Below are 20,294 nucleotides of genomic sequence, written 5' to 3' on the forward strand. Positions count from 1 at the left end.
CGCAGCCGATCGCAGCCACGTCGACCTTGCGGTGCGGCACGGCCTGCGAACCATCGACCACGGTGATGATGCCGCGCTTGCGCGCTTCACGGCAGATCTCGCGCACCGGGTTGACCGTGCCCAGCACGTTGGAGACGTGGGCCACGGCCAGCAGCTTGACCTCGGGGGTCATCGCGCGGCGCAGTGCATCCAGGTCCAGCGCGCCATCGGGGGTGATCTCGGCCACGCGGATGCTTGCACCGGTGCGCTGGGCGACCAGCTGCCACGGCACGATGTTGGCATGGTGTTCCATGCGCGAGACCAGGATGACATCACCGGCTTTCAGCCGCGGCAGCGCCCACGAATACGCCACCAGGTTGATGGCGAAGGTGGTGCCGCTGCACAGCACCAGTTCGCTGCTGCGCACGTTGAGGAAGCGGGCCAGCTTGTTGCGCGCGCCCTCGTAGGCGTCGGTGGCCTCGGTGCCCAGCGCGTGCACGGCACGGCTGACGTTGGCGTTGTAGCGGCGGTAGAACTCGTCCACCGCGCCGATCACCTGCACCGGCTTCTGGCCGGTGTTGGCGTTGTCGAAATACACCAGCGGCTTGCCGTGCACTTCGCGCATCAGCAGCGGGAAGTCGAGGCGGACGCGGTCCCAGTCGGGGGTGCCGGCGGGGGATTCGATCGGGCGCGGCGTGGACAGGTTCATGCCACGCCTGCCTCGGCCAGGGCCTTGTCCAGGCGGCGCGCCAGCTGTTCGCGCAGCGCTTCGGGCAGCACCTTCAGCGGCTCGTGGCAGAACGCGGCGCTCAGCAGCGCCTGTGCCTGCGGCTGCGGCAGGCCGCGCGAGCGCAGGTAGAACAGCGCATTGGCATCGAGCTGGCCGACGGTGGCACCGTGGGCGGCCTTCACTTCGTCGGCGTCGATCACCAGCACCGGCTGGGTGTCGATCTCGGCGTCGGCCGACAGCAGCAGGTTCTTGTTGGACAGGTTCGCATCGGTACCGTCGGCGCCTTCGCGGATCTGGATGCCGCCATGGAACACCACGCGGCTGCGGTTGGCCGCCACGCCGCGCCACAGCAGCTCGCTGCTGGTATCACGGGCGATGTGATCGATGCCCAGGCGGGTATCGACATGGCGGCGGCCATTGCCGAGCAGCACGCCATTGGCGGTCAGCTGGGCGTTGTCGCCTTCCAGGCGCACGTTCAGTTCGTGGCGGCTGAGCGCGGCGCCCAGTTCCAGGTCGACGCGGTGGTACTGCGCATCACGTGCCAGCACCGCATCGGTGCGCAGGAAGCTGGTCTGGCGTGCGCTGCCGGCCTGCACGCGGGCGTGCTTGAGCACAGCGTCGCGGGCCACGTGGGCATGCAGCACGGTGTTGTCCAGGTGCGCCGAATCGCCCACGCTGAAGCGGTGCTCCACCACGCCAAGGCTGGCGCCGGCACGCAGTTCGATCAGGTGGCGGTGGTGCCAGGCCAGGTCGGTATCGCCGGCCACGCTGGCGAACACCAGCTGCAGCGGCACCTCGACCTGCACGCCTTCGTCCACGCGCAGCACCACGCCCTCATCAGCCAGCGCAGCATTGAGGCGGGCGAACACGTCGTCGCTGCGCTCGTAGCGGCGGCCGAGGAAACGCGCGGCATCCTCACCGGCGGCCAGCGCCGAGGACAGCGGCTCCAGCTGCACGCCGGCCGGCAGGCCGTGGGTGTCGCTGAGCGCATCGCTGAGGCGGCCGTTGACGAACACCAGGCGCGGTGCCGGTATGTCTTCCAGCACGGCCACGTCCAGCGCCGGCGGCGACAGCGGCGCGACGGCGAAAGCGCGGCGCTCCAGCTGGCGCAGCGAGGTGTACTTCCAGGCTTCGCTGCGGGCAGCCGGCAGGCCATCGCGCAGCACCGTGTCGAGCACTTCGCGGCGCGCATCGCTGCCGCAGAAGGCCTGGGCCATCGAGTCGAGCAGGGCGCTCATCAGACCGCCGCCTCGCGCACCACGCGATCCTTGAGGAAATCGTAGCCATGCGCTTCCAGTTCCAGGGCCAGTTCCGGGCCACCGGTCTTGACGATGCGGCCATCGGCCAGCACGTGCACCACGTCCGGCTTGATGTAGTCCAGCAGGCGCTGGTAGTGGGTGATGACCAGGAACGAACGGTCGGCCGCGCGCAGCGCGTTGACGCCGTCGGCCACGCTCTTCAGCGCGTCGATGTCCAGGCCCGAATCGGTTTCGTCGAGGATCGCCAGCTTCGGCTCGAGCACGGCCAGCTGGAAGATCTCGTTGCGCTTCTTCTCGCCACCGGAGAAGCCTTCGTTGACGCCACGGTGCAGCAGTTCGTCCTTCAGGTGCAGCACGGCCAGCTTCTGCCGCACCAGCTTGAGGAACTGCATGGAATCGAGTTCTTCCTCGCCACGTGCCTTGCGCTGGGCATTCAGTGCCGCGCGCAGGAAGTAGGTGTTGTTCACGCCCGGGATCTCCACCGGGTACTGGAAGGCGAGGAACAGGCCGGCGGCGGCGCGCGCTTCCGGGTCCTGGTCGAGCAGGTCGCTGCCTTCGAACTGCACGCTGCCTTCGGTCACTTCATAGCCGTCACGGCCGGCCAGGACATTGCCCAGGGTGGACTTGCCGGCGCCGTTGGGGCCCATGATGGCGTGCACCTGGCCGGGCTTCACTTCCAGGGACAGGCCCTTGAGGATTTCCTTGTCGCCGATGCGGGCGTGGAGGTTGTCGATCTTCAGCATGATACGGATCCAGTAGAGCCACGCCATGCGTGGCTGAATAATCAGAACGAGGGCAGCAGGCGGGTCAGCCGACCGAACCTTCCAGCGAGACTTCCAGCAGCTTCTTGGCTTCCACTGCGAATTCCATCGGCAGTTCGCGGAACACCTGCTTGCAGAAGCCGTCGACGATCATCGACACCGCGTCTTCCTGGCTGATGCCACGGGCGCGGCAGTAGAACAGCTGGTCGTCGGAGATCTTGGAGGTGGTGGCCTCGTGCTCGACGGTCGCGCCCGGGTTCTTCACCTCGATGTAGGGGAAGGTGTGGGCACCGCACTGCTTGCCGATCAGCAGCGAATCGCACTGGGTGTAGTTGCGCGCGCCATCGGCGTTGCGGTCGACCTTGACCAGGCCGCGGTAGGTGTTCTGGCCGCGGCCGGCGCTGATGCCCTTGCTGACGATCTTGCTCTTGGTGCGCTTGCCGACGTGGATCATCTTGGTGCCGGTGTCGGCCTGCTGGCGGTGGTGGGTCAGCGCGACCGAGTGGAACTCGCCCACCGAATCGTCGCCCAGCAGCACGCAGGAGGGGTACTTCCAGGTGATGGCCGAACCGGTCTCGACCTGGGTCCAGGTGACCTTGCTGCGCGCACCACGGCATTCGGCACGCTTGGTGACGAAGTTGTAGATGCCGCCGACGCCGTTCTCGTCGCCCGGGTACCAGTTCTGCACGGTGGAGTACTTGATCTCGGCATCTTCCAGCGCGACCAGCTCGACCACCGCGGCGTGCAGCTGGTTCTCATCGCGCATCGGCGCGGTGCAGCCTTCCAGGTAGGACACGTAGGCCTTGTCCTCGCACACGATGAGGGTGCGCTCGAACTGGCCGGTGTGGCCGGCGTTGATGCGGAAGTAGGTGCTCAGTTCCATCGGGCAGCGCACGCCCTTGGGAATGAACACGAAGCTGCCATCGGAGAACACCGCCGAGTTGAGCGCGGCGAAGTAGTTGTCGCCCACCGGCACCACGGTGCCCAGGTACTGGCGCACCAGCTCCGGGTGTTCCTTGATGGCCTCGGACATCGAGCAGAAGATGATGCCCTTCTCGGCCAGCTCCTTGCGGAAGGTGGTACCGACGGACACCGAGTCGAACACCGCGTCCACCGCCACGCCGGCCAGCTTGGCGCGCTCGTGCAGCGGCACGCCCAGCTTGTCGTAGGTATCGAGCAGTTCCTTGGGCACGTCATCCAGCGAGGCGTACTTCGGGCCCTTCGGCGCGGAGTAGTAGCTGAGCGCCTGCAGGTCGATCGGGGCGATCTGCAGCTTGGCCCAGTTCGGCATCGGCATGGTCAGGAAGTGGCGGTAGGCGTCCAGGCGCCACTGCGTCATCCACTCCGGCTCTTCCTTCTTGGCCGACAGGGCGCGGATGGTGTCCTCGTCCAGGCCCGGCGGCAGGGAATCCGATTCGATCTCCGTGATGAAGCCGGCCGAATACTTGCGGCCGAGCTGCTCATGGATCTCGCGGTTGGGGGTGTCGTCGTGGGCGACGGTTTCGATGGTTTCGGTGGCCATGGGGGGCTGCCTACGGATCAGGAGACGACGTCGACAGCGATGGTGCGGCGCTGTTCGTCATCGACAAGGGGAAGGGGGGGCAGGATCTGGGCGAGGGTGACATCGCGCAGGGCCTCGGAGACCACATCGTTGATCAGCCGCCAGCTGCTGCGCGCGCCGCACTTGGGCGCCATGCCGCACTGGTGGTGGTCGTGGCTGCATTCGGTCAGGGCCAGCGGCCCTTCCATCGCTTCGACCACTTCGAACAGCGAGATCTCGATGGACGGGCGGGTCAGCCGGTAGCCGCCGCGGACGCCGCGCAGGCCCTCGACCAGGCCGGCCTGGGCCAGCGGCTTGAGCACCTTGCTGACGGTGGGCGGTTCCAGACCGGTGAATTCGGCCAGCTCGGTCGCGCTCAGCACTTCACCCGGGCGGGCGGCAAGCACGGTCAGCACGACGGTGGCGTAATCGGTAAGTTTGGTGACGCGCAACATGGGGGATGCGAGTGGTTCTTAAAGCGGACTGAAATTGTACGCTTTTCTTCGCCAGCATCCAACCCGGGCATTCAGCCAGCGCTGGGGGCGGTCCTGGGCGGGCCGGGAACAAAACACCGGGCGCCACCGGGGCGTAATGCTGCGGCATGCAGGTTGTTTTCGCAATCACCCGGAATGGGTGAGAATCGGGGTTCCTTTCGCTGCAGACCTCCCTTGCCGATGCCCAAGAAGATCCAAGCCCGCAAGTCCGCCATCCATGGCAACGGCGTGTTCGCCGTGGCCCCGATCAAGCAGGGCGAGCGCGTGATCCAGTACAAGGGCCTGCTGCGCAGCCACGGTGATGTCGATGCCGATGACAGCGGCGACGTCGAAAGCGGCCATACCTTCCTGTTCACCCTCAACGACGACTGGGTGATCGACGCCAACTACAAGGGCAACGACGCACGCTGGATCAACCACAGCTGCGACCCGAACTGCGAAGCGGTGATCGAGGAAGACGAGGACGGCGACAGCCGCGGCGACAAGGTCTTCATCGAGGCCCTGCGCGATATCAAGGCCGGCGAGGAGCTGACCTACAACTACGGCATCACCCTGGCCGAGCGCCACACGGCAAAGCTGAAGAAGATCTGGGAGTGCCGTTGCGGCTCGCCCAAGTGCACCGGCACGATGCTGCAGCCCAAGCGCTGACCGGAATGGGGTAGTGCCGGCCGCTGGCCGGCATGGGCCTGATCGCGATGCCGGCCAGCGGCCGGCACTACCAAGAGCGTCTGCACCTGCCGTGCACGGCCAGGTCACCGCGGTCCAATGGCCATTGGCCGACCCTGTGTGCTCCCTTTCCCGGAGCACACACCATGGCACAGCGTATCGCCGGCAAGCAGGTCGCCATCCTCGCCACCCACGGCTTCGAGCAGTCCGAACTGATCGAACCCAAGCGCCTGCTGGAAGCGGAGGGCGCCATCGTCACCGTGGTGTCGCCGGCAAAAGAGGCCAGCATCAAGGGTTGGAAGGACAAGGACTGGGGCGGCGTGGTGGCGGTGGATCTGCCGCTGTCCGACGCCGATGCCGGCCGCTTCGATGCGCTGGTCCTGCCCGGCGGGGTCATCAACCCGGACACCCTGCGCACCGATGAGGCCGCACTGGGCTTCATCCGCAGCGTGGCGGGGGCGGGCAAGCCGGTGGCGGCCATCTGCCATGGCCCGTGGCTGCTGATCAACAGCGGGCTGGCCGAGGGGCGCGAGGTGACTTCGTGGCCCTCGCTGCAGCAGGACCTGGTCAATGCCGGTGCGCGCTGGCGCGACGCCGAGGTGGTCGTGGACGGCAACCTCATCACCAGCCGCAAGCCGGACGACATCCCGGCCTTCAGCGAGGCCGTGGTGAAGGCACTGGCCGCGTGATGCATTGCTGGTAGTGCCGGCCGCTGGCCGGCAGATAGGGTAACCGGGCTGCCGGCCAGCGGCCGGCACTACCCTTATTTGCCGAGAAGGCCGGCCGGCACCAGGTTGCCCAGGTTCTGGTTGAAGGTGACCACCAGCTTGCCGTTCTTCACCTGCGCCGACTGCACCTGCAGCGCGCCCAGCAGGCCGGCCACGGCCGGATCCAGCTTGTAGATCGGTTCGCGGCGGGCGTAATCGCTCAGCGCGGCATTGAGCAGTGCACGGGTACGCGAATCCAGGCGGCCGCCCTGGCTGGCCGGGCTGAAGTCATCCACGGTCGGGTCCTGCAGGTGGAAACCCTGGGTCTGTGCGTCGTAGCGCAGGCCGCTGCTGAGCTTGACCTTGCCCAGGTTGGTCGGGGTGCCACCGGCGGTGGCCAGGGCCAGGTCCATGCCCAGGTCGAGGCGCTCGCCCGCCGGCAGGCTCAGCTGCGGGTGGCTCATGGTCAGCGCGATCAGGCCGCCCAGTGCATCCTGGGTGCGCGGGAAGCTGCCATCCAGATACTGCTGCACGTCGCTGGCGCCAACCGCCAGTTCACGCCCGGAAATCGAGGGGGCCGCCTGCGCACCGATCGCGGCGGCGATCAGCACGGTGGACGCGGCAAGGCGGGTCATCAGGGAACGCAGGCGCATGGCGGTGGCCGGGGGGATGAATGAGGGCTACAGAGTAGCTTTGCACGCTGAATCGTGCGTGCATGCCGCTGCAACGGTTCAGTCCAGCGTTGGCTGCAGATGCGCCGACTGGATCTGCCAGCCCTGGCCATCGGTGCGCGGCTGCACGCGGTACCAGCCGTGGTAGCGGAACAGGCCCTCGCCGGTCGTGGCGCGGATGCGTACCGGCACCTCCAGCAGGCGTGACGGCTGCTGTTCGTCCCGTGGCACGGGCGGGTCGCTGTCCAGGCGCAGGTTGCGCACGTCCGGCAGCAGGCGCAGCGCAGCATCATCGGCACGGCGTGCATCGGGCGGGGCGATGGCCCACGCCGCTTCGATACCGGCCTTGTTGTGGTTGAGCAGGTCCAGCACGTAGCGGTTGAGCAGTCGCGCCGGCGTTTCGCCACCGGGCGCGACGGCCGCATACAGCGGATCGATGCCGAGCGTCGCCACGGCGGGTGCTTCGCCTGTCGAAGCGGGGTGGCCCGGGCCTGCCGTCGCCGCATCGGCGGAAGGGGCTGCGGCGGCATCACCAGGCGGGGTCGGGCTGGAACAGCCCAGCATGGACAACGACGCGATCAACAACAGGACACTGCGCATGTCTGCCTCCTCCCCGAGGCGACTTGGAGAACGGCAGTGTATCGGCAGCGCCGGGCTCAGCGCGATGCGGGCAGCTGTTCCAGCGCGTCCAGGGCCGGCAGCACCTGGGCTGCGATCGCCGCCAGCGCATGGCCGTCGGTGTCGGCATGGCGCTGCACGATGTCGCGCAGCAGCTGGGTCGCGACCACCAGGGTGGCGCGCTCGTCGCCGCTCAGCCCGGCCGTGCGCGGCGCGGTTTCCAGCAGGCGCATCAGGTCGCGGCTGGCGCGGTGTTCCAGTTCGATGGTGCAGCGCCCGGTGCACTGGTGCCCGTCCTTTTCGATCGGGGTCACCGAGATCCGGTAGCGGGTGGAGGGGCTGGCCATGAGGGTGTGCTCGCCTGGGTGTGGAGGGATGTGCCCACCATAGGCAAGGCGGCGACCGGCGGCGACGGCCGGGGCTGCACGCAGTGTTCCACCCGGTCCGTTCCCGACAGTGAAAAACGAGGTCCCGGCCAATGCTGGTGCGGCTGTCGGCGGGAATGCTGCGGGGCGGAAACGCTGTGTTGCGGTTTGCATGGGGGATGGCGCGGCCCCAAACAAAAACGGGACGGCCTGCGCCGTCCCGTCGGAAGATGCCGTTGGGCGCGCGCTTAGAGCGCGGCGTCCTTCAGCTTCTTCAGCGGGCGCACCTTCAGCTTGGTGGTGGCCGGCTTGGCAGCGAACCACTGCTCTTCCTTGGTGAACGGGTTGATGCCCTTGCGCTTCGGCTTGGCCGGCACGCTGACGGTCGAGATCTTCAGCAGGCCCGGCAGGGTGAAGGAGCCAGCGCCCTTCTTGTGCACCGAGGAAGCAACGGCGGTTTCAAGCGAGGCCAGCACCGCGCGTACGTCCTTGGCAACAACGCCGGACGCTTCCACGATGTGTGCAACCAGGCCCGACTTGGTCAGCACTTCCTTGATCGGCTTCGGAGCGGCCGGCTTGGCGGCAGCCTTCGTCGCGACTTTCTTCACTGCCTTTTTCGGGGCAGCCTTCTTAGCGGTCTTTGCCATGGTTTCCTGTTCCGTGAACGGTTGGTTGTGTGTCGGCGCCGAACCCCGTCGGCAAGCGCAATGTAGGGCAACTCTCGAGCGCCGCCAATAGCCCGGAGCGCTGAAAGTGCATGTTTTTTCATATCCAGGCCGATTCAGTACATGTCCGGAAGCGGGCAAACAGGCGGTGCGCTGCAGTGCGCAATAGGGGGTGCCGCTGCTGCGGAATGCGCGAAACCGCTGAAAACAAGGGAAAAATTCATTTCGCGCTGGCGAGGAAGTGTCCACCGGGCTGGCCCGGGACTGCGGCGTGCCCTGCGGCGGGGCGACGCAGGGCTAACGCGTGCCGTGCGAGGGTAGCCGTTCATCACCGCCACGCAGGAGCAACACATGGGAATCTCGCGACACGCCACCGCGCACTGGGAAGGGGACCTCAAGTCGGGCAAGGGCCAGTTGAACACGCCGCAGAGCGGGCTGCTGGACAAGACCCGCTACGGCTTCAACAGCCGCTTCGGCGATGAGAAAGGCACCAACCCGGAGGAGCTGATCGCCGCCGCGCACGCCGGCTGCTTCACCATGGCGCTGTCGGCCAAGCTGGGTGATGCCGGGTTTACACCGACCTCGCTGGATACCGAAGCCAAGGTCGACCTGTCGATGGAAGGTGGCCCGCAGCTGTCGCAGATCCGGCTGAAGGTGAAGGCGGTGGTGCCGGGCATCGATGCCGCGCAGTTCCGCGCGATCGCCGACGACGCCAAGCAGAACTGCCCGGTGTCCAAGGCGCTGAGCGCGGTGCCGATCAGCCTGGAAGCCGAGTTGGGCTGAGAAATCGCGGGCCGGGATAGCCACGGTAGTGCCGGCCGCTGGCCGGCAACCGCATGATGTCGAGGTCCAGGTAACAGCCGGCCAGCGGCCGGCTCTACCACCCCAGCGCAATCACCAGTCAATCGTTCCGGCAATCACCGTCTGCACCTGGCCGCCGGACCACACCTCGCCGGCCTCGTCCACGCGCAGCGTCAGCCGCGCATCGTGGCCAACCTCGCGACCCTGGCTGACTTCATACGCTTGGCGGCCGCGCGGCAGCACGCCACGCAGGTCCAGCCACGCGGCCAGCACGGCATTCGCCGCACCCGAGGCGGCATCCTCGAAGCGCCGCCCGTTGCCGACAAACGCGCGCACGGCCAGGTCGAAACCTTCGCTGCCCTCGCTGAAGGCGTAGGCGAACACGCCCATGCTGTCGGTGGATTCGGCCAGCGTGGCGATGGCATCCCAGTCCGGCTGCAGCGCACGCAGCGCGGCCTCGCTGGCCACCTGCACCACCCACCAGCTGCGGCCGCCCTGCATGCGTGCCGGCGGCAGTTCGCCCAGCGGCCAGCCCTTCAGCGCTGGCTGCAGGCGCGGATCCCCGGCCTGTGCGGTTTCGGCCAGCTGCGCGCGCGGGGTACGGATGGCGATGCGCTGCTGCGCGCCTTCACCGCTGACCTGCAGGGGCAGCATCCCTGCGATGCCGTCCTGCACCAGGACGCCCTCGACCGGCGCAGCCAGGCCGGCCTGCAGTACGGCATGGGCAGTGCCGACGCTGGGGTGGCCGGCGAACGGAACCTCCTTCTGCGGGCTGAACATGCGCAGCCGGTAGCTGCTGCCGGCGGCCTGAGGGGCGAACACGAAGGTGGTTTCCGGCAGCCGGGTCCAGCGAGCGATGGCCTGCATGGCCGCGTCGTCCAGGCCCTCGGCATCCAGCACCACGGCCAGCGGATTACCGGCGCCGGCGCGCGGCGAGAACACATCGAGCTGCAGGAAACGGCGGGTGGTCATAGGGGGGAACTCCAGAATCAGGCAGCGCGCAGCTTAGCGCGCCGTTGTAGAGCCGAGCCCATGCTCGGCTGTATCGGGGCGTGGGAAGAAGCAGCCGAGCGTGGGCTCGGCTCTACATCCAGCTGACCTGCCCGTCGATCACTGGCTGTACCTGGCCGCCGATCCACACCGTGCCTTCGGCATCGACGCGGACGTGGACGCGGCCGTCGCGGCCGACTTCGCGGCCCTGGCTGGCCACGTACGCACCGCCGCCGCCGGGCAGGGCGCCACGCGCGCGCAGCCAGGCGCCGATGAGCGCGTTGGCGCTGCCGGTCACCGGGTCCTCGGGCACGTTCACCGCATCCCCGGGGCAGAACGCGCGCACCACGCGGCTGTGCCCGGTGGCGGCTTCATCGGCGAACACCGCCACCCCGGTCGCGCCGGTGGCATTGGTCCAGTCGCGCAGGGCGGCCATGTCCGGGGCCAGGCTGCGCAAGGCGGCGGCATCGCGCAACGGCAGCAGCCACCAGCGCGGGCCGTTGTCCCACAGTTCGGGCGCGTGGCCGCTGGCGGCCAGGGCCTGCAGCGGTTCCGGCACCTGCCCGGGCGCTGTGGGCAGGTGGCGTGCCGGCGGGCTGGCCAGTTCGATGCTGGGCGCGTCGGCCGGGCCACTCACCCGCACCGGCAGCAGGCCGGCGGCGCATTGCTGGACCAGGGCGCCGCCGTCGCGCGGCGTGGCCAGGCCGCAGGTCACTGCCGCCCAGGCCGCGCCGACGCTGGGGTGGCCCGCAAACGGCAGCTCGCTGCCGGGGGTGAAGATGCGGATGTGGTAGTCGGCGCCGGGGGCGCTGGGGCGCAGGAAGAACACCGTCTCGGACAGGTTCAGCCAGGCCGCCAGCGCCTGCATGCGCCCGGCGGACAGCCCGTCGGCGCCCAGCACCACGCCCAGCGGGTTGCCGCTGCCGGGCTGGTGGGCGAAGACATCAAGCTGCAGGTAGCGGAAGGCGGCCATCGGCGGGTCCATTGGGCTTAGAATCGAAGGTTCCGCCCCCTCGGGCGGCTCCCCCACATTACACATAGCCTATCCATGTCAGCTTCCCCCCTTGTCGATCGTTGGATCGTACTGAAGTTCGGCGGCACCTCGGTGTCGCGTCGCCACCGCTGGGACACGATCGGGAAGCTGGCGAAAAAACGTGCGGAAGAGACCGGCTCGCGCGTGCTGGTGGTGGTCTCGGCACTGTCCGGGGTCACCAACGAACTGACTGCGATTGCCGATGGCGCGCCGGACAGCCGCGATCGCGTGGCCGCCCTGGTCGAACGCCATGAGGGCTTCCTGGCCGAGCTCGGCCTGGGCCGCGAGGTGCTGGGCGAACGCCTGGCCGCCCTGCAGGGGCTGCTGGATGACCCGCGCGCGGCCACCCGCCCGCTGGAATGGCAGGCTGAAGTGCTGGGTCAGGGCGAACTGCTGTCCTCGACCCTGGGCGCGGCCTACCTGCACGCCTCGGGCCTGGACATGGGCTGGATGGACGCCCGCCAGTGGCTGGACGCGATGCCGCCGCAGCCGAACCAGAGCGACTGGTCGCAGCGCCTGTCGGTGAACTGCCAGTGGCGCGCCGACGCGGAGTGGATGCAGCGCTTCCGCGCGCAGCCGACCCGCCTGCTGATCACCCAGGGCTTCATTTCCCGCCACGCCGACGGTGGCACCGCCATCCTCGGCCGCGGCGGTTCGGATACCTCGGCGGCGTACTTTGGTGCGCTGCTGGGCGCCAGCCGCGTGGAAATCTGGACCGACGTGCCGGGCATGTTCAGCGCCAACCCCAAGGACGTGCCGGACGCGCGCCTGCTGACCCGCCTGGACTATTACGAAGCGCAGGAAATCGCCACCACCGGCGCCAAGGTGCTGCACCCGCGCTCGATCAAGCCGTGCCGCGATGCCGGCGTGCCGATGGCCATCCTCGATACCGAGCGCCCGGAACTGCCGGGCACCAGCATCGACGGCAGCGCCGCACCGGTACCGGGCGTGAAGGCGATCAGCCGCCGCAACGGCATCGTGCTGGTGTCGATGGAAGGCATCGGCATGTGGCAGCAGGTGGGCTTCCTGGCCGATGTGTTCGGCCTGTTCAAGAAGCATGGCCTGTCGGTGGACCTGATCGGTTCGGCCGAGACCAACGTCACCGTGTCGCTGGACCCGTCCGAGAACCTGGTCAACACCGATGTGCTGGCCGCGCTGTCGGCCGACCTGTCGCAGATCTGCAAGGTGAAGGTGATCGTGCCCTGCGCGGCCATCACCCTGGTCGGCCGTGGCATGCGTTCGCTGCTGCACAAGCTGTCGGACGTGTGGGCCACCTTCGGCCGCGAGCGCGTGCACATGATCTCGCAGTCGTCCAACGACCTGAACCTGACCTTCGTCATCGACGAAGCCGATGCCGATGGCCTGCTGCCGATCCTGCATGCCGAGCTGATCGACAGCGGCGCGATGCCGGTGGAAGAGACCGAAGTGTTCGGCCCGCGCTGGCGCGAGATCGCCGGCACCGTGCGCCCGCGCGGCACGCCGTGGTGGCGTGGCCAGCGTGCGCACCTGCTGCAGCTGGCCGACGCCGGTACGCCGCGCTACGTCTACCACCTGCCGACCGTACGAGCCCGCGCCCGCGCGCTGGCCGCGATCAAGCCGATCGACCAGCGCTACTACGCGATCAAGGCCAACAGCCACCCGGCCATCCTTGAGCTGCTGGAAGCCGAAGGCTTCGGCCTGGAATGCGTTTCGCACGGCGAGCTGAAGCACGTGTTCCAACACCTGCCCGAGCTGTCGCCCAAGCGCGTGCTGTTCACCCCCAGCTTCTGCCCGCGCGAAGAGTACGAAGCCGGTTTCGCGCTCGGTGTCACCGTCACCGTGGACAACCTGGAAGCGCTGCAGCGCTGGCCGGACCTGTTCCGCAACCGCGAAATCTGGCTGCGCGTCGACCTGGGCCGTGGCGAAGGCCACCACGCCAAGGTCCGCACCGGCGGCAAGGATTCCAAATTCGGCCTGCCGATGGCGCGCGTGGATGAGTTCGTGCGCACCGCCACGGACCTGGGTACCCGCGTGGTCGGCCTGCACGCGCACCTGGGCAGCGGCGTGGAAACCGCGCAGCACTGGCGCCTGATGTGCGATGAGCTGGCCGGTTTCGCCCGCCGCATCGGCAGCGTGCAGACCATCGACATCGGTGGCGGCCTGCCGATTCCGTATAGCGACGAAGACGAGCCGTTCGACCTGGATGCCTGGGCCGAGGGCCTGGCCGAAGTGAAGGCGCTGCACCCGGCGTTCCGCCTGGCGATCGAGCCGGGCCGCTACCTGGTGGCCGAATCGGGCGTGCTGCTGACCCATGCCACCCAGGTGGTGGAAAAGGACGGCGTGCGCCGCGTCGGCCTGGATGCCGGCATGAACACCCTGATGCGCCCGGCGCTGTATGACGCCTGGCATGACATCGAGAACCTCAGCCGCCAGGGCGGCTATGCCGAGGCGGCGTTCGATGTGGTCGGCCCGATCTGCGAATCCAGCGATGTGTTCGGCAAGCGCCGCAAGCTGCCGGTGTCCACTGCGCCGGACGATGTGATGCTGATCGCCGACGCCGGTGCCTACGGCTATGTGATGTCCAACACCTACAACCAGCGGGCGATGCCGCGCGAAGACGTGATCGAGTGATCACCACCCGCGCCCTGCACCCGCCCACCGACACGCCCCGCGCCCGCGCGCGGGCCCGTGCCTGACCGGAAACACCATGACTGCTTTCGACAAACACCAGGTTTCCCGCTTCCGCTTCGTCCGCTGCGAATTCGCTGCGGATACCGGCGTGGCCAAGCTGGTCTACGCCTTCGATGACGGCCCGGAGATGGTGGAAACCATTACCGTGCCCGGCGCCCCGTTCGTACTGGACGACGCGCGTGCCGCCGCGGTGCAGCGCGCACTGCAGCTGCTGCACCTGATTGCCGGTGTCAGCTACTACAAGGCGGGCGTGCCGGAAACGGTCAGCATCGACAGCTATGCCATCGATGCCGATACCGCAGCGCTGGTGGAGACGGTCTACCTCAACGGCCTGGGCGAGTTCGCCTACCGCAACGGCCTGAACCTGCGCGGGCGCTTCCGCCTGCCGGTACAGGGCGAAGCGGTGCAGGCGCCGGTGCTCGGCCTGCAGCCGCATGCGCTGGTGGCCATCGGCGGCGGCAAGGATTCGCTGGTGAGCATCGAAGCGCTGCGCCGTGCCGGCGTGGACGAGACGGTGACCTGGATCGGTGGTTCGCAGCTGATCCGCGCCTGCGCCGAGCGCACCGGCCTGCCGACCCTCAACCTGGGCCGCGCGCTGGCGCCGGAACTGTTCGAGCTCAACCGCCAGGGCGCCTGGAACGGCCATATCCCGGTCACCGCGGTGAACTCGGCGATCATGGTGCTGGCCGCGCTGCTGCAGGGCGTGGACCAGGTGGTGTTCTCCAACGAGCGTTCGGCCAGCTACGGCAGCCAGATTCCGGGCACCGGCGAAGTGAACCACCAGTGGTCCAAGGGCTGGGCATTCGAGCAGGCGTTCGGCAACCACGTGCAGAAGCAGGTGGCCGCCGATCTGCAGTACTACTCGCTGCTGCGCCCGATGTCCGAGCTGGCGGTGGCCCGCCAGTTCGCCAAGAGCGATTTCTACGACGCGCATTTCTCCAGCTGCAACCGCAATTTCCACATCCTGGGCGAGCGTCCGGTGAACCGCTGGTGCGGTGTCTGCCCGAAGTGCCATTTCGTGTTCCTGGCGCTGGCCCCGTTCATGCCCAAGACCCGCCTGGTGCGCATCTTCGGCCGCAACCTGCTGGACGATGCCGCGCAGGCCGGTGGTTTCGATGCACTGCTGGAGTTCCAGGACCACAAGCCGTTCGAATGCGTGGGCGAAGGCCGTGAATCGCGTGCGGCGATGGCGACCCTGGCGCAGCGCCCGGAATGGAAGGAAGACGTGCTGGTAAAGCGCTTCTGCAACGAGATCCAGCCGCAGCTGGACGCCGCTGAACTGGAACTGGCACCGCTGCTGCAGCTGCAGGGCGAGCACCGCATTCCGGCTGCGCTGTGGGAACGTGTGCGTGAAGATTTCGCAGCTTGAAGGCAAGCGCGTTGCGCTGTGGGGCTGGGGGCGTGAGGGCCGCGCGGCGTTCGCCGTGTTGCGCGCGCGCCTGCCTGCGCTGGCCCTGAGCCTGTTCTGCCCGGCCGCCGAGGCCGAGGCAGCACGTGCGGAAACGCAGGGGCTGCTGGACGTGCGTGGCGAGCCCACTGCCGAGGCGCTGGCCGCCTTCGATGTGGTGATCAAGTCGCCCGGCATCAGTCCTTACCAGCCGATCGCACTGGCGGCGGCGGGGCAGGGCACGGCCTTCATCGGCGGCACCGCGCTGTGGTTTGCCGAACACGCCGGTGCCGATGGCATCGTGCACGACACCGTGTGCGTGACCGGCACCAAGGGCAAGAGCACCACCACCGCACTGGTGGCGCATCTGCTGCGCGCGGCCGGCCACCGCACCGGCCTGGTCGGCAATATCGGCCTGCCGCTGCTGGAGGTGCTGGACCCGCAGCCCGCGCCCGCGTTCTGGGCGGTGGAACTGTCCAGCTACCAGACCGGTGAAGTGGCGCGCAGTGGCGCCCGCCCGCAGGTAGCGGTGGTGCTCAACCTGTTCCCCGAACACCTGGACTGGCACGGCAGCGAACAGCGCTACATCGAAGACAAGCTGCGGCTGGTGACCGAGGCCGCGCCGCGGATTGCCGTGCTCAATGCCGCCGATCCGCATCTGGCCGCGCTCTCGTTGCCGGACAGCGAGGTGATCTGGTTCAACCAGCCGCAGGGCTGGCACATGCGCGGTGACATCGTGCATCGCGGCGAACAGGCCGTGTTCGATACCCGCAACACGCCGCTGCCGGGCCGCCACAACCGTGGCAACCTGTGCGCGGTGCTGGCCGCGCTGGAAGCGCTGGGCCTGGACGCGGTGGCGCTGGCACCGGCGGTGCAGGATTTCCGGCCCCTGCCGAACCGCCTGCAGCGCATCGGCGTGGCCGAAGGCCTGACCTACGTCAACGATTCGATCAGCACCACGCCGCACGCCAGCCTGGCCGCGCTGGAATGCTTTGCCGGCCAGCGCATCGCGCTGCTGGTGGGCGGCCACGACCGTGGCCTGGACTGGACCGGTTTCATGCAGCACATGGCGCACGACGAGCCGCCGGTGGAGATCGTCACGATGAGCAGCAACGGCCCGCGCATCCACGCGATGCTGCAGCCGCTGGCCGATGCCGGACGTTTCGGCCTGCACGCGGCGGGCGATCTGCCCGAGGCGATGGCGCTGGCGTGTACGGCGCTGGGTGCTCAGGGCGGGGTGGTGCTGTTGTCGCCGGGCGCGCCGAGTTTTGGTGCCTACCGCGATTACGTGGCCCGCGGCCGTCACTTTGCCGAACTGGCCGGGTTCGATCCGGACAGCATCAGCGCGATTCCGGGCCTGGGCATCGGGTAGTGCTGGCCGCTGGCCGGCAATCCGCGGCGCCGCATCCACGCATGGCGTGGATCTACTGCAGAAATCAGGGCATCGGGTAGTGCCGGCCGCTGGCCGGCAATCCGCGGCGCCGCATCCACGCATGGCGTGGATCTACTGCAGAAATCAGGGCATCGGGTAGTGCCGGCCGCTGGCCGGCAATCCGCGGCACCGCATCCACGCATGGCGTGGCTCTGCTGAAGGGGCGAGTTACCATCGGCGCATTCCCGGACGGATTCGAGAAGCCTGCATGTGCACCTTCATCACCCTGTTCCTGCCCACCTCGTTTGCGCACGTTGAAGCCGCCGCGATCATGAAGCGCAGCGGCCGGAGCTTGTTCGCCCAGGCATCGCCCAGCCTGCAGGCGGCGGTTGGGCCCGGCTGGCAGCCGTGGCTGAGCGCCGCGCACTGCGATTGCGGCACGGCCCTGGCGTCGGCACGCACGGAGCCGGAATGGAAGGGCGATGCCGAGCGCTGGCGGAAAAAAGGCTGGAGCGAGGCGAAGATCGCCCGCGCCTTGGCCGAGCAGTTGGCGCATTTCGAGCAGGAGCGGCAGGCACGCCAGAGCGAAGGCCTGGGTGATGCCGGCCAGTGGCTGCAGCGCATCGACGCGCTGCTGCAGGCCGGTGCGGCGCGCATCGGCCTGCTGGTGCGTGACTACGACGGTGCGGTGAGTGCCCAGCAGCCGAACCCGCCGGAACATCATTGGTCGCGGGATCAGCTGGCCGCCGCGGATCTGCTGGCGCTCGCGCCGGGCACGTTGCATTGGATCGAGCGCGGGTGAGAGCGCCCTCCACGCATGGCGTGGATCTACTCCTGATCGATGAACGCGTAATCGCCGTCAATGAGCTGCTGCAGGTAGGCATCGAAGCTGGGCGCGATGACCGCATAGCTGTCCGGATCATGCAGGTAGCGCACCACCTGGCCGACGGTACCACCCGGTGCCGGGTCGAAATCCAGGTACAGCATCGAGGTGCCGCCGTTGTTCATGCAGTGCGAGAAACACAGGCGACGGTTCATCGGCAGGTCGCCATCGATGCCATCGCCCAGGATCTCCGGCTCGTCATCCAGCCACTCCTCGTAGATGGAGCGGATGCTGTCGTCCCACTGCTGCTGGTCTTCGAAAATCTGCGCGACCGAGCGCAGGTAGTACGGGTAGCCGCCGTCCTCGACATCCGAACCCAGCACGTAGACCACCACTTCGCCACCGGGATACTCACGGAAGTGCGTGCCATCCACCCGCGACAGCAGGGCCAGCAGGCTGTCGGGCACCTGCGGCCACTGCGTGCGCAGGCGCTGCAGGTCTTCGGCGCTGGCGCCCTGGACATGTGCCCACTGCGCAGCGTCCTCGGCAGGCAGGCGCGGGACAAGGCCGGAAAGAAAGCGATCAACAAGGTTCATGTAAAAGAGGGGCGGAGGGGATCAGGTCGTATCCAACCACACCTGCGTCACGTCGCCAATGCAGAATGCGACGCGGGAGGGTGTTCTGCGACGTGATCCCCTCCATTCCCTTTTCAGTGGAGCAGTCACATGAACCGATGGCGTTGTGGCGTGGCGATGGTGCTGGGGCTGGCGGCGATGCCGGCCTGGGCGGCGATGAAGACCCAGCCGGTGGAATGGAAGCACCAGGGCACGACCTTCAGTGGCGTGCTGGTCTATGACGACGGCGACAACGACAAGCGCCCGGGCCTGGTGATGGTGCCCAACTGGAAGGGCGTGAACGAATCGGCCATCGAGAAGGCCAAGCAGCTGGCCGGCGATGACTACGTGGTGCTGGTGGCCGATGTGTACGGCAAGGGCGTGCGGCCGAAGACCGATGCCGAGGCTGGCCCGGTGGCGACCAAGCTGCGCAATGACCGGCCGCTGCTGCGGGCGCGCGCGCTGGAGGCGGTGAACGTGCTCAAGGCCCAGGCCGGCAAGGCGCCGCTGGATGCCAGCCGGATCGGTGCGGTGGGCTTCTGCTTCGGCGGCACCACGGTGCTGGAACTGGCCCGTGCCGGTGCGCCGCTGGCGGGCGTGGTCAGCCTGCACGGTGGGCTGGGTTCGCCGCTGCCGGCACAGGCCGGTGGCAGCCATCCCTCGGTGCTGGTGCTCAACGGCGCCGACGACAAGAGCGTGACCGCCGAAGACATCGGCAGCTTCCAGAAGGAAATGGACGCGGCCAAGGTCGACTGGGAGTTCACCAACTACAGCGGCGCAGTGCACTGCTTTGCTGAGCGCGATGCCAACAATCCGCCGGGCTGCCAGTACAACGAACGGGCGGCCAAGCGCGCATGGAAGGCGCTGGATGAGTTCTTCGAGGAGCGCTTCCGGTAATCAAAGGCGTGCCGACCAACGGTCGGCACCCACCAATGCTTCTGTGCCGACCAACGGTCGGCACCCACCAATGCTTCTGTGCCGACCAACGGTCGGCACCCACAGGAAGAGGTAGGTGCCGACCGTTGGTCGGCACCCACAGGAAGAGGTAAGTGCCGACCGTTGGTCGGCACACCTTCACCCATCAATGCGAGCGCTGCACCGCGTAACGGGCCAGGCCGCGCAGGGCCGCCACGGCATCGTTGTCGCCCAGGCCGTCAAGCGCGCGCTCGGCGGCTTCGGCGTATTCCTCGGCACGGCGGCGGCTGTAGTCCAGGCCGCCGGTGGCGCGGATGGCGGCCAGCACTTCCGGCATGGCCGAGGCGTCGCCGTCCTGCACGATGCTGCGCAGGCGCTCGCGGGTGGCGTCGTCCGAATGGGCCATGGCGTGGATCAGCGGCAGGGTCGCTTTGCCTTCGGCCAGGTCGTCGCCCAGGTTCTTGCCCAGTTCCTCGGCGTTGGCCGAGTAATCCAGCACGTCGTCGGCAATCTGGAAGGCATAGCCCAGGTGCATGCCGTAGTCGTACAGGGCCTGCTGGGTGGCTTCGTCCACGCCGCTGGCCAGCGCGCCCAGGCGGGTGCCGGCGGCGAACAGCACCGCGGTCTTGCGCTCGATCACGCGCAGGTAGGCGGCTTCGTCGGTGTCCGGGTTGTGCACGTGCAGCAGCTGCAGCACTTCGCCTTCGGCGATGCGGTTGGTGGTATCGGCCAGGATCTGCATGACCGGCATGCGGTCCAGTTCCACCATCAGCTGGAAGCTGCGCGAATACAGGAAGTCACCCACCAGCACGCTCGGCGCGTTGCCCCACAGGGCATTGGCGGTGCTGCGGCCGCGCCGCAGGCTCGATTCGTCCACCACGTCGTCGTGCAGCAGGGTGGAGGTGTGGATGAACTCGATGATCGCCGCCAGCTGGTGGTGCTCCGGGCCGGCCGTGCCGACCGCGTGGCCGGCCAGCATCACCAGCATCGGCCGCAGGCGCTTGCCGCCGGCGGAAATGATGTGGTCGGCGATCTGGTTGATCAGTACGACATCCGAGGACAGCCGGTGCCGGATCAGGGCATCGACGGCGGCCATGTCGGCCGCAGCAAGCGACTGGATCTGGGGCAGGCCCAGGGCGGGACGGGTGTCTTCGGTGATGGTCATGCGATCAGGCTTTCAGGCTCACCGCCAATTATAGGGGCTGGCCGTGAAATCGGGCGGAAACCGGCCCAT

The 20,294-nt window shown here is 68.1% G+C and carries 21 protein-coding genes; 8 read left to right on the forward strand and 13 right to left on the reverse strand.

Annotated features, from left to right (window positions below; genetic code table 11):
* The 5 genes from QMZ26_RS15500 to QMZ26_RS15520 form a co-directional block, all read right to left on the reverse strand.
* On the reverse strand, window positions 1-688 hold a 688-nt coding region (locus QMZ26_RS15500), incomplete at its 3' end, for an aminotransferase class V-fold PLP-dependent enzyme (RefSeq protein ID WP_283221962.1).
* Window positions 685-1,947: a Fe-S cluster assembly protein SufD gene (sufD, locus tag QMZ26_RS15505; protein ID WP_283221963.1), complete on the reverse strand. Its 1,263-nt coding sequence runs from the start codon at window positions 1,945-1,947 to the stop codon at window positions 685-687. The genes QMZ26_RS15500 and sufD, both read right to left, overlap by 4 nt.
* A complete protein-coding gene (gene sufC, locus QMZ26_RS15510) occupies window positions 1,947-2,711 on the reverse strand; it encodes a Fe-S cluster assembly ATPase SufC (RefSeq protein WP_108746119.1) in 765 nt (254 codons plus the stop codon). Before sufC ends, sufD begins: the two co-directional genes overlap by 1 nt.
* A 64-nt stretch (window positions 2,712-2,775) precedes the next feature.
* A complete protein-coding gene (gene sufB, locus QMZ26_RS15515) occupies window positions 2,776-4,251 on the reverse strand; it encodes a Fe-S cluster assembly protein SufB (RefSeq protein ID WP_079220956.1) in 1,476 nt (491 codons plus the stop codon).
* Between the two features lie 17 nt (window positions 4,252-4,268).
* Window positions 4,269-4,724, reverse strand: a complete 456-nt coding sequence (locus QMZ26_RS15520; RefSeq protein WP_079220957.1) for an SUF system Fe-S cluster assembly regulator — start codon at window positions 4,722-4,724, stop codon at window positions 4,269-4,271.
* A gap of 219 nt (window positions 4,725-4,943) precedes the next feature.
* Between QMZ26_RS15520 and QMZ26_RS15525 the strand changes: the two genes are divergently transcribed.
* Window positions 4,944-5,411 carry an SET domain-containing protein-lysine N-methyltransferase gene (locus QMZ26_RS15525; RefSeq protein ID WP_012479369.1) on the forward strand — a complete coding sequence of 156 codons (468 nt, stop codon included), beginning with the start codon at window positions 4,944-4,946 and terminating at the stop codon, window positions 5,409-5,411.
* A gap of 164 nt (window positions 5,412-5,575) precedes the next feature.
* Window positions 5,576-6,118: a type 1 glutamine amidotransferase domain-containing protein gene (locus QMZ26_RS15530; protein WP_283221964.1), complete on the forward strand. Its 543-nt coding sequence runs from the start codon at window positions 5,576-5,578 to the stop codon at window positions 6,116-6,118.
* A 74-nt stretch (window positions 6,119-6,192) separates the two neighbouring features.
* On the opposite strand, the gene QMZ26_RS15535 is transcribed toward QMZ26_RS15530, so the two are convergent.
* The 4 genes from QMZ26_RS15535 to QMZ26_RS15550 all read right to left on the reverse strand — a co-directional run bounded on the left by QMZ26_RS15535 (window position 6,193) and on the right by QMZ26_RS15550 (window position 8,437).
* The gene (locus QMZ26_RS15535; protein WP_079220959.1) at window positions 6,193-6,789 is read right to left on the reverse strand and encodes a DUF1439 domain-containing protein; all 597 of its coding nucleotides are present in this window, start codon (window positions 6,787-6,789) and stop codon (window positions 6,193-6,195) included.
* Between the two features lie 78 nt (window positions 6,790-6,867).
* Window positions 6,868-7,407 (reverse strand): hypothetical protein, encoded by a 540-nt coding sequence (locus QMZ26_RS15540; RefSeq protein WP_283221965.1) that lies wholly within the window; start codon window positions 7,405-7,407, stop codon window positions 6,868-6,870.
* A gap of 56 nt (window positions 7,408-7,463) precedes the next feature.
* Window positions 7,464-7,772 carry a DUF3861 family protein gene (locus QMZ26_RS15545; protein ID WP_079220962.1) on the reverse strand — a complete coding sequence of 103 codons (309 nt, stop codon included), beginning with the start codon at window positions 7,770-7,772 and terminating at the stop codon, window positions 7,464-7,466.
* A gap of 266 nt (window positions 7,773-8,038) precedes the next feature.
* Window positions 8,039-8,437 carry an HU family DNA-binding protein gene (locus QMZ26_RS15550; RefSeq protein ID WP_079220963.1) on the reverse strand — a complete coding sequence of 133 codons (399 nt, stop codon included), beginning with the start codon at window positions 8,435-8,437 and terminating at the stop codon, window positions 8,039-8,041.
* A 369-nt stretch (window positions 8,438-8,806) separates the two neighbouring features.
* Here QMZ26_RS15550 and QMZ26_RS15555 point away from each other — a divergent pair, with 369 nt between their 5' ends.
* Window positions 8,807-9,238 (forward strand): OsmC family protein, encoded by a 432-nt coding sequence (locus tag QMZ26_RS15555; RefSeq protein ID WP_108768081.1) that lies wholly within the window; start codon window positions 8,807-8,809, stop codon window positions 9,236-9,238.
* A 111-nt stretch (window positions 9,239-9,349) separates the two neighbouring features.
* On the opposite strand, the gene QMZ26_RS15560 is transcribed toward QMZ26_RS15555, so the two are convergent.
* Both QMZ26_RS15560 and QMZ26_RS15565 read right to left on the reverse strand, forming a co-directional pair.
* Window positions 9,350-10,228, reverse strand: coding sequence for a PhzF family phenazine biosynthesis protein (locus QMZ26_RS15560; RefSeq protein ID WP_283221966.1), 879 nt, complete (start codon window positions 10,226-10,228; stop codon window positions 9,350-9,352).
* Window positions 10,229-10,340: 112 nt separating this feature from the next.
* On the reverse strand, window positions 10,341-11,219 hold the full coding sequence (locus QMZ26_RS15565) for a PhzF family phenazine biosynthesis protein (protein ID WP_283221967.1): 879 nt from the start codon (window positions 11,217-11,219) through the stop codon (window positions 10,341-10,343).
* A 75-nt stretch (window positions 11,220-11,294) separates the two neighbouring features.
* Here QMZ26_RS15565 and QMZ26_RS15570 point away from each other — a divergent pair, with 75 nt between their 5' ends.
* From QMZ26_RS15570 to QMZ26_RS15585, 4 genes are all read left to right on the forward strand, one after another.
* Window positions 11,295-13,889 (forward strand): bifunctional aspartate kinase/diaminopimelate decarboxylase, encoded by a 2,595-nt coding sequence (locus QMZ26_RS15570; protein ID WP_079220967.1) that lies wholly within the window; start codon window positions 11,295-11,297, stop codon window positions 13,887-13,889.
* A 76-nt stretch (window positions 13,890-13,965) separates the two neighbouring features.
* Window positions 13,966-15,318 carry a UDP-N-acetyl-alpha-D-muramoyl-L-alanyl-L-glutamate epimerase gene (gene murL / locus QMZ26_RS15575; RefSeq protein ID WP_283221968.1) on the forward strand — a complete coding sequence of 451 codons (1,353 nt, stop codon included), beginning with the start codon at window positions 13,966-13,968 and terminating at the stop codon, window positions 15,316-15,318.
* Entirely contained in the window at window positions 15,299-16,708 is a 1,410-nt protein-coding gene (murD, locus tag QMZ26_RS15580; RefSeq protein WP_283221969.1) for a UDP-N-acetylmuramoyl-L-alanine--D-glutamate ligase, read from the forward strand. Before murL ends, murD begins: the two co-directional genes overlap by 20 nt.
* A 268-nt stretch (window positions 16,709-16,976) precedes the next feature.
* Window positions 16,977-17,510 carry a hypothetical protein gene (locus QMZ26_RS15585; RefSeq protein WP_283221970.1) on the forward strand — a complete coding sequence of 178 codons (534 nt, stop codon included), beginning with the start codon at window positions 16,977-16,979 and terminating at the stop codon, window positions 17,508-17,510.
* A 26-nt stretch (window positions 17,511-17,536) separates the two neighbouring features.
* Here QMZ26_RS15585 and QMZ26_RS15590 read toward each other — a convergent pair whose 3' ends face one another.
* A complete protein-coding gene (locus QMZ26_RS15590; protein WP_108760219.1) occupies window positions 17,537-18,127 on the reverse strand; it encodes an SMI1/KNR4 family protein in 591 nt (196 codons plus the stop codon).
* A gap of 129 nt (window positions 18,128-18,256) precedes the next feature.
* Here QMZ26_RS15590 and QMZ26_RS15595 point away from each other — a divergent pair, with 129 nt between their 5' ends.
* Window positions 18,257-19,042: a dienelactone hydrolase family protein gene (locus tag QMZ26_RS15595; protein WP_200733168.1), complete on the forward strand. Its 786-nt coding sequence runs from the start codon at window positions 18,257-18,259 to the stop codon at window positions 19,040-19,042.
* A 184-nt stretch (window positions 19,043-19,226) separates the two neighbouring features.
* Here QMZ26_RS15595 and QMZ26_RS15600 read toward each other — a convergent pair whose 3' ends face one another.
* Window positions 19,227-20,225 (reverse strand): polyprenyl synthetase family protein, encoded by a 999-nt coding sequence (locus QMZ26_RS15600; RefSeq protein ID WP_079220972.1) that lies wholly within the window; start codon window positions 20,223-20,225, stop codon window positions 19,227-19,229.
* Window positions 20,226-20,294: the final 69 nt, after the last annotated feature.

Source organism: Stenotrophomonas sp. PFBMAA-4, assembly GCF_030053215.1.
GTDB lineage: Bacteria > Pseudomonadota > Gammaproteobacteria > Xanthomonadales > Xanthomonadaceae > Stenotrophomonas.

What these genes read in the sequence shown, in the direction of transcription:
- murL (WP_283221968.1), top strand. Translation starts at nt 13,966, where the DNA reads ATGACTGCTTTCGACAAACACCAGGTTTCCCGCTTCCGCTTCGTCCGC.
- QMZ26_RS15555 (WP_108768081.1), top strand. Translation starts at nt 8,807, where the DNA reads ATGGGAATCTCGCGACACGCCACCGCGCACTGGGAAGGGGACCTCAAG.
- QMZ26_RS15525 (WP_012479369.1), top strand. Translation starts at nt 4,944, where the DNA reads ATGCCCAAGAAGATCCAAGCCCGCAAGTCCGCCATCCATGGCAACGGC.
- sufB (WP_079220956.1), bottom strand. Translation starts at nt 4,251, where the DNA reads ATGGCCACCGAAACCATCGAAACCGTCGCCCACGACGACACCCCCAAC.
- QMZ26_RS15565 (WP_283221967.1), bottom strand. Translation starts at nt 11,219, where the DNA reads ATGGCCGCCTTCCGCTACCTGCAGCTTGATGTCTTCGCCCACCAGCCC.
- QMZ26_RS15545 (WP_079220962.1), bottom strand. Translation starts at nt 7,772, where the DNA reads ATGGCCAGCCCCTCCACCCGCTACCGGATCTCGGTGACCCCGATCGAA.
- QMZ26_RS15590 (WP_108760219.1), bottom strand. Translation starts at nt 18,127, where the DNA reads ATGAACCTTGTTGATCGCTTTCTTTCCGGCCTTGTCCCGCGCCTGCCT.
- sufC (WP_108746119.1), bottom strand. Translation starts at nt 2,711, where the DNA reads ATGCTGAAGATCGACAACCTCCACGCCCGCATCGGCGACAAGGAAATC.
- QMZ26_RS15520 (WP_079220957.1), bottom strand. Translation starts at nt 4,724, where the DNA reads ATGTTGCGCGTCACCAAACTTACCGATTACGCCACCGTCGTGCTGACC.
- QMZ26_RS15530 (WP_283221964.1), top strand. Translation starts at nt 5,576, where the DNA reads ATGGCACAGCGTATCGCCGGCAAGCAGGTCGCCATCCTCGCCACCCAC.
- sufD (WP_283221963.1), bottom strand. Translation starts at nt 1,947, where the DNA reads ATGAGCGCCCTGCTCGACTCGATGGCCCAGGCCTTCTGCGGCAGCGAT.
- QMZ26_RS15535 (WP_079220959.1), bottom strand. Translation starts at nt 6,789, where the DNA reads ATGCGCCTGCGTTCCCTGATGACCCGCCTTGCCGCGTCCACCGTGCTG.
- QMZ26_RS15550 (WP_079220963.1), bottom strand. Translation starts at nt 8,437, where the DNA reads ATGGCAAAGACCGCTAAGAAGGCTGCCCCGAAAAAGGCAGTGAAGAAA.
- QMZ26_RS15585 (WP_283221970.1), top strand. Translation starts at nt 16,977, where the DNA reads ATGTGCACCTTCATCACCCTGTTCCTGCCCACCTCGTTTGCGCACGTT.
- QMZ26_RS15570 (WP_079220967.1), top strand. Translation starts at nt 11,295, where the DNA reads ATGTCAGCTTCCCCCCTTGTCGATCGTTGGATCGTACTGAAGTTCGGC.
- QMZ26_RS15600 (WP_079220972.1), bottom strand. Translation starts at nt 20,225, where the DNA reads ATGACCATCACCGAAGACACCCGTCCCGCCCTGGGCCTGCCCCAGATC.
- QMZ26_RS15560 (WP_283221966.1), bottom strand. Translation starts at nt 10,228, where the DNA reads ATGACCACCCGCCGTTTCCTGCAGCTCGATGTGTTCTCGCCGCGCGCC.
- QMZ26_RS15540 (WP_283221965.1), bottom strand. Translation starts at nt 7,407, where the DNA reads ATGCGCAGTGTCCTGTTGTTGATCGCGTCGTTGTCCATGCTGGGCTGT.
- QMZ26_RS15595 (WP_200733168.1), top strand. Translation starts at nt 18,257, where the DNA reads ATGAACCGATGGCGTTGTGGCGTGGCGATGGTGCTGGGGCTGGCGGCG.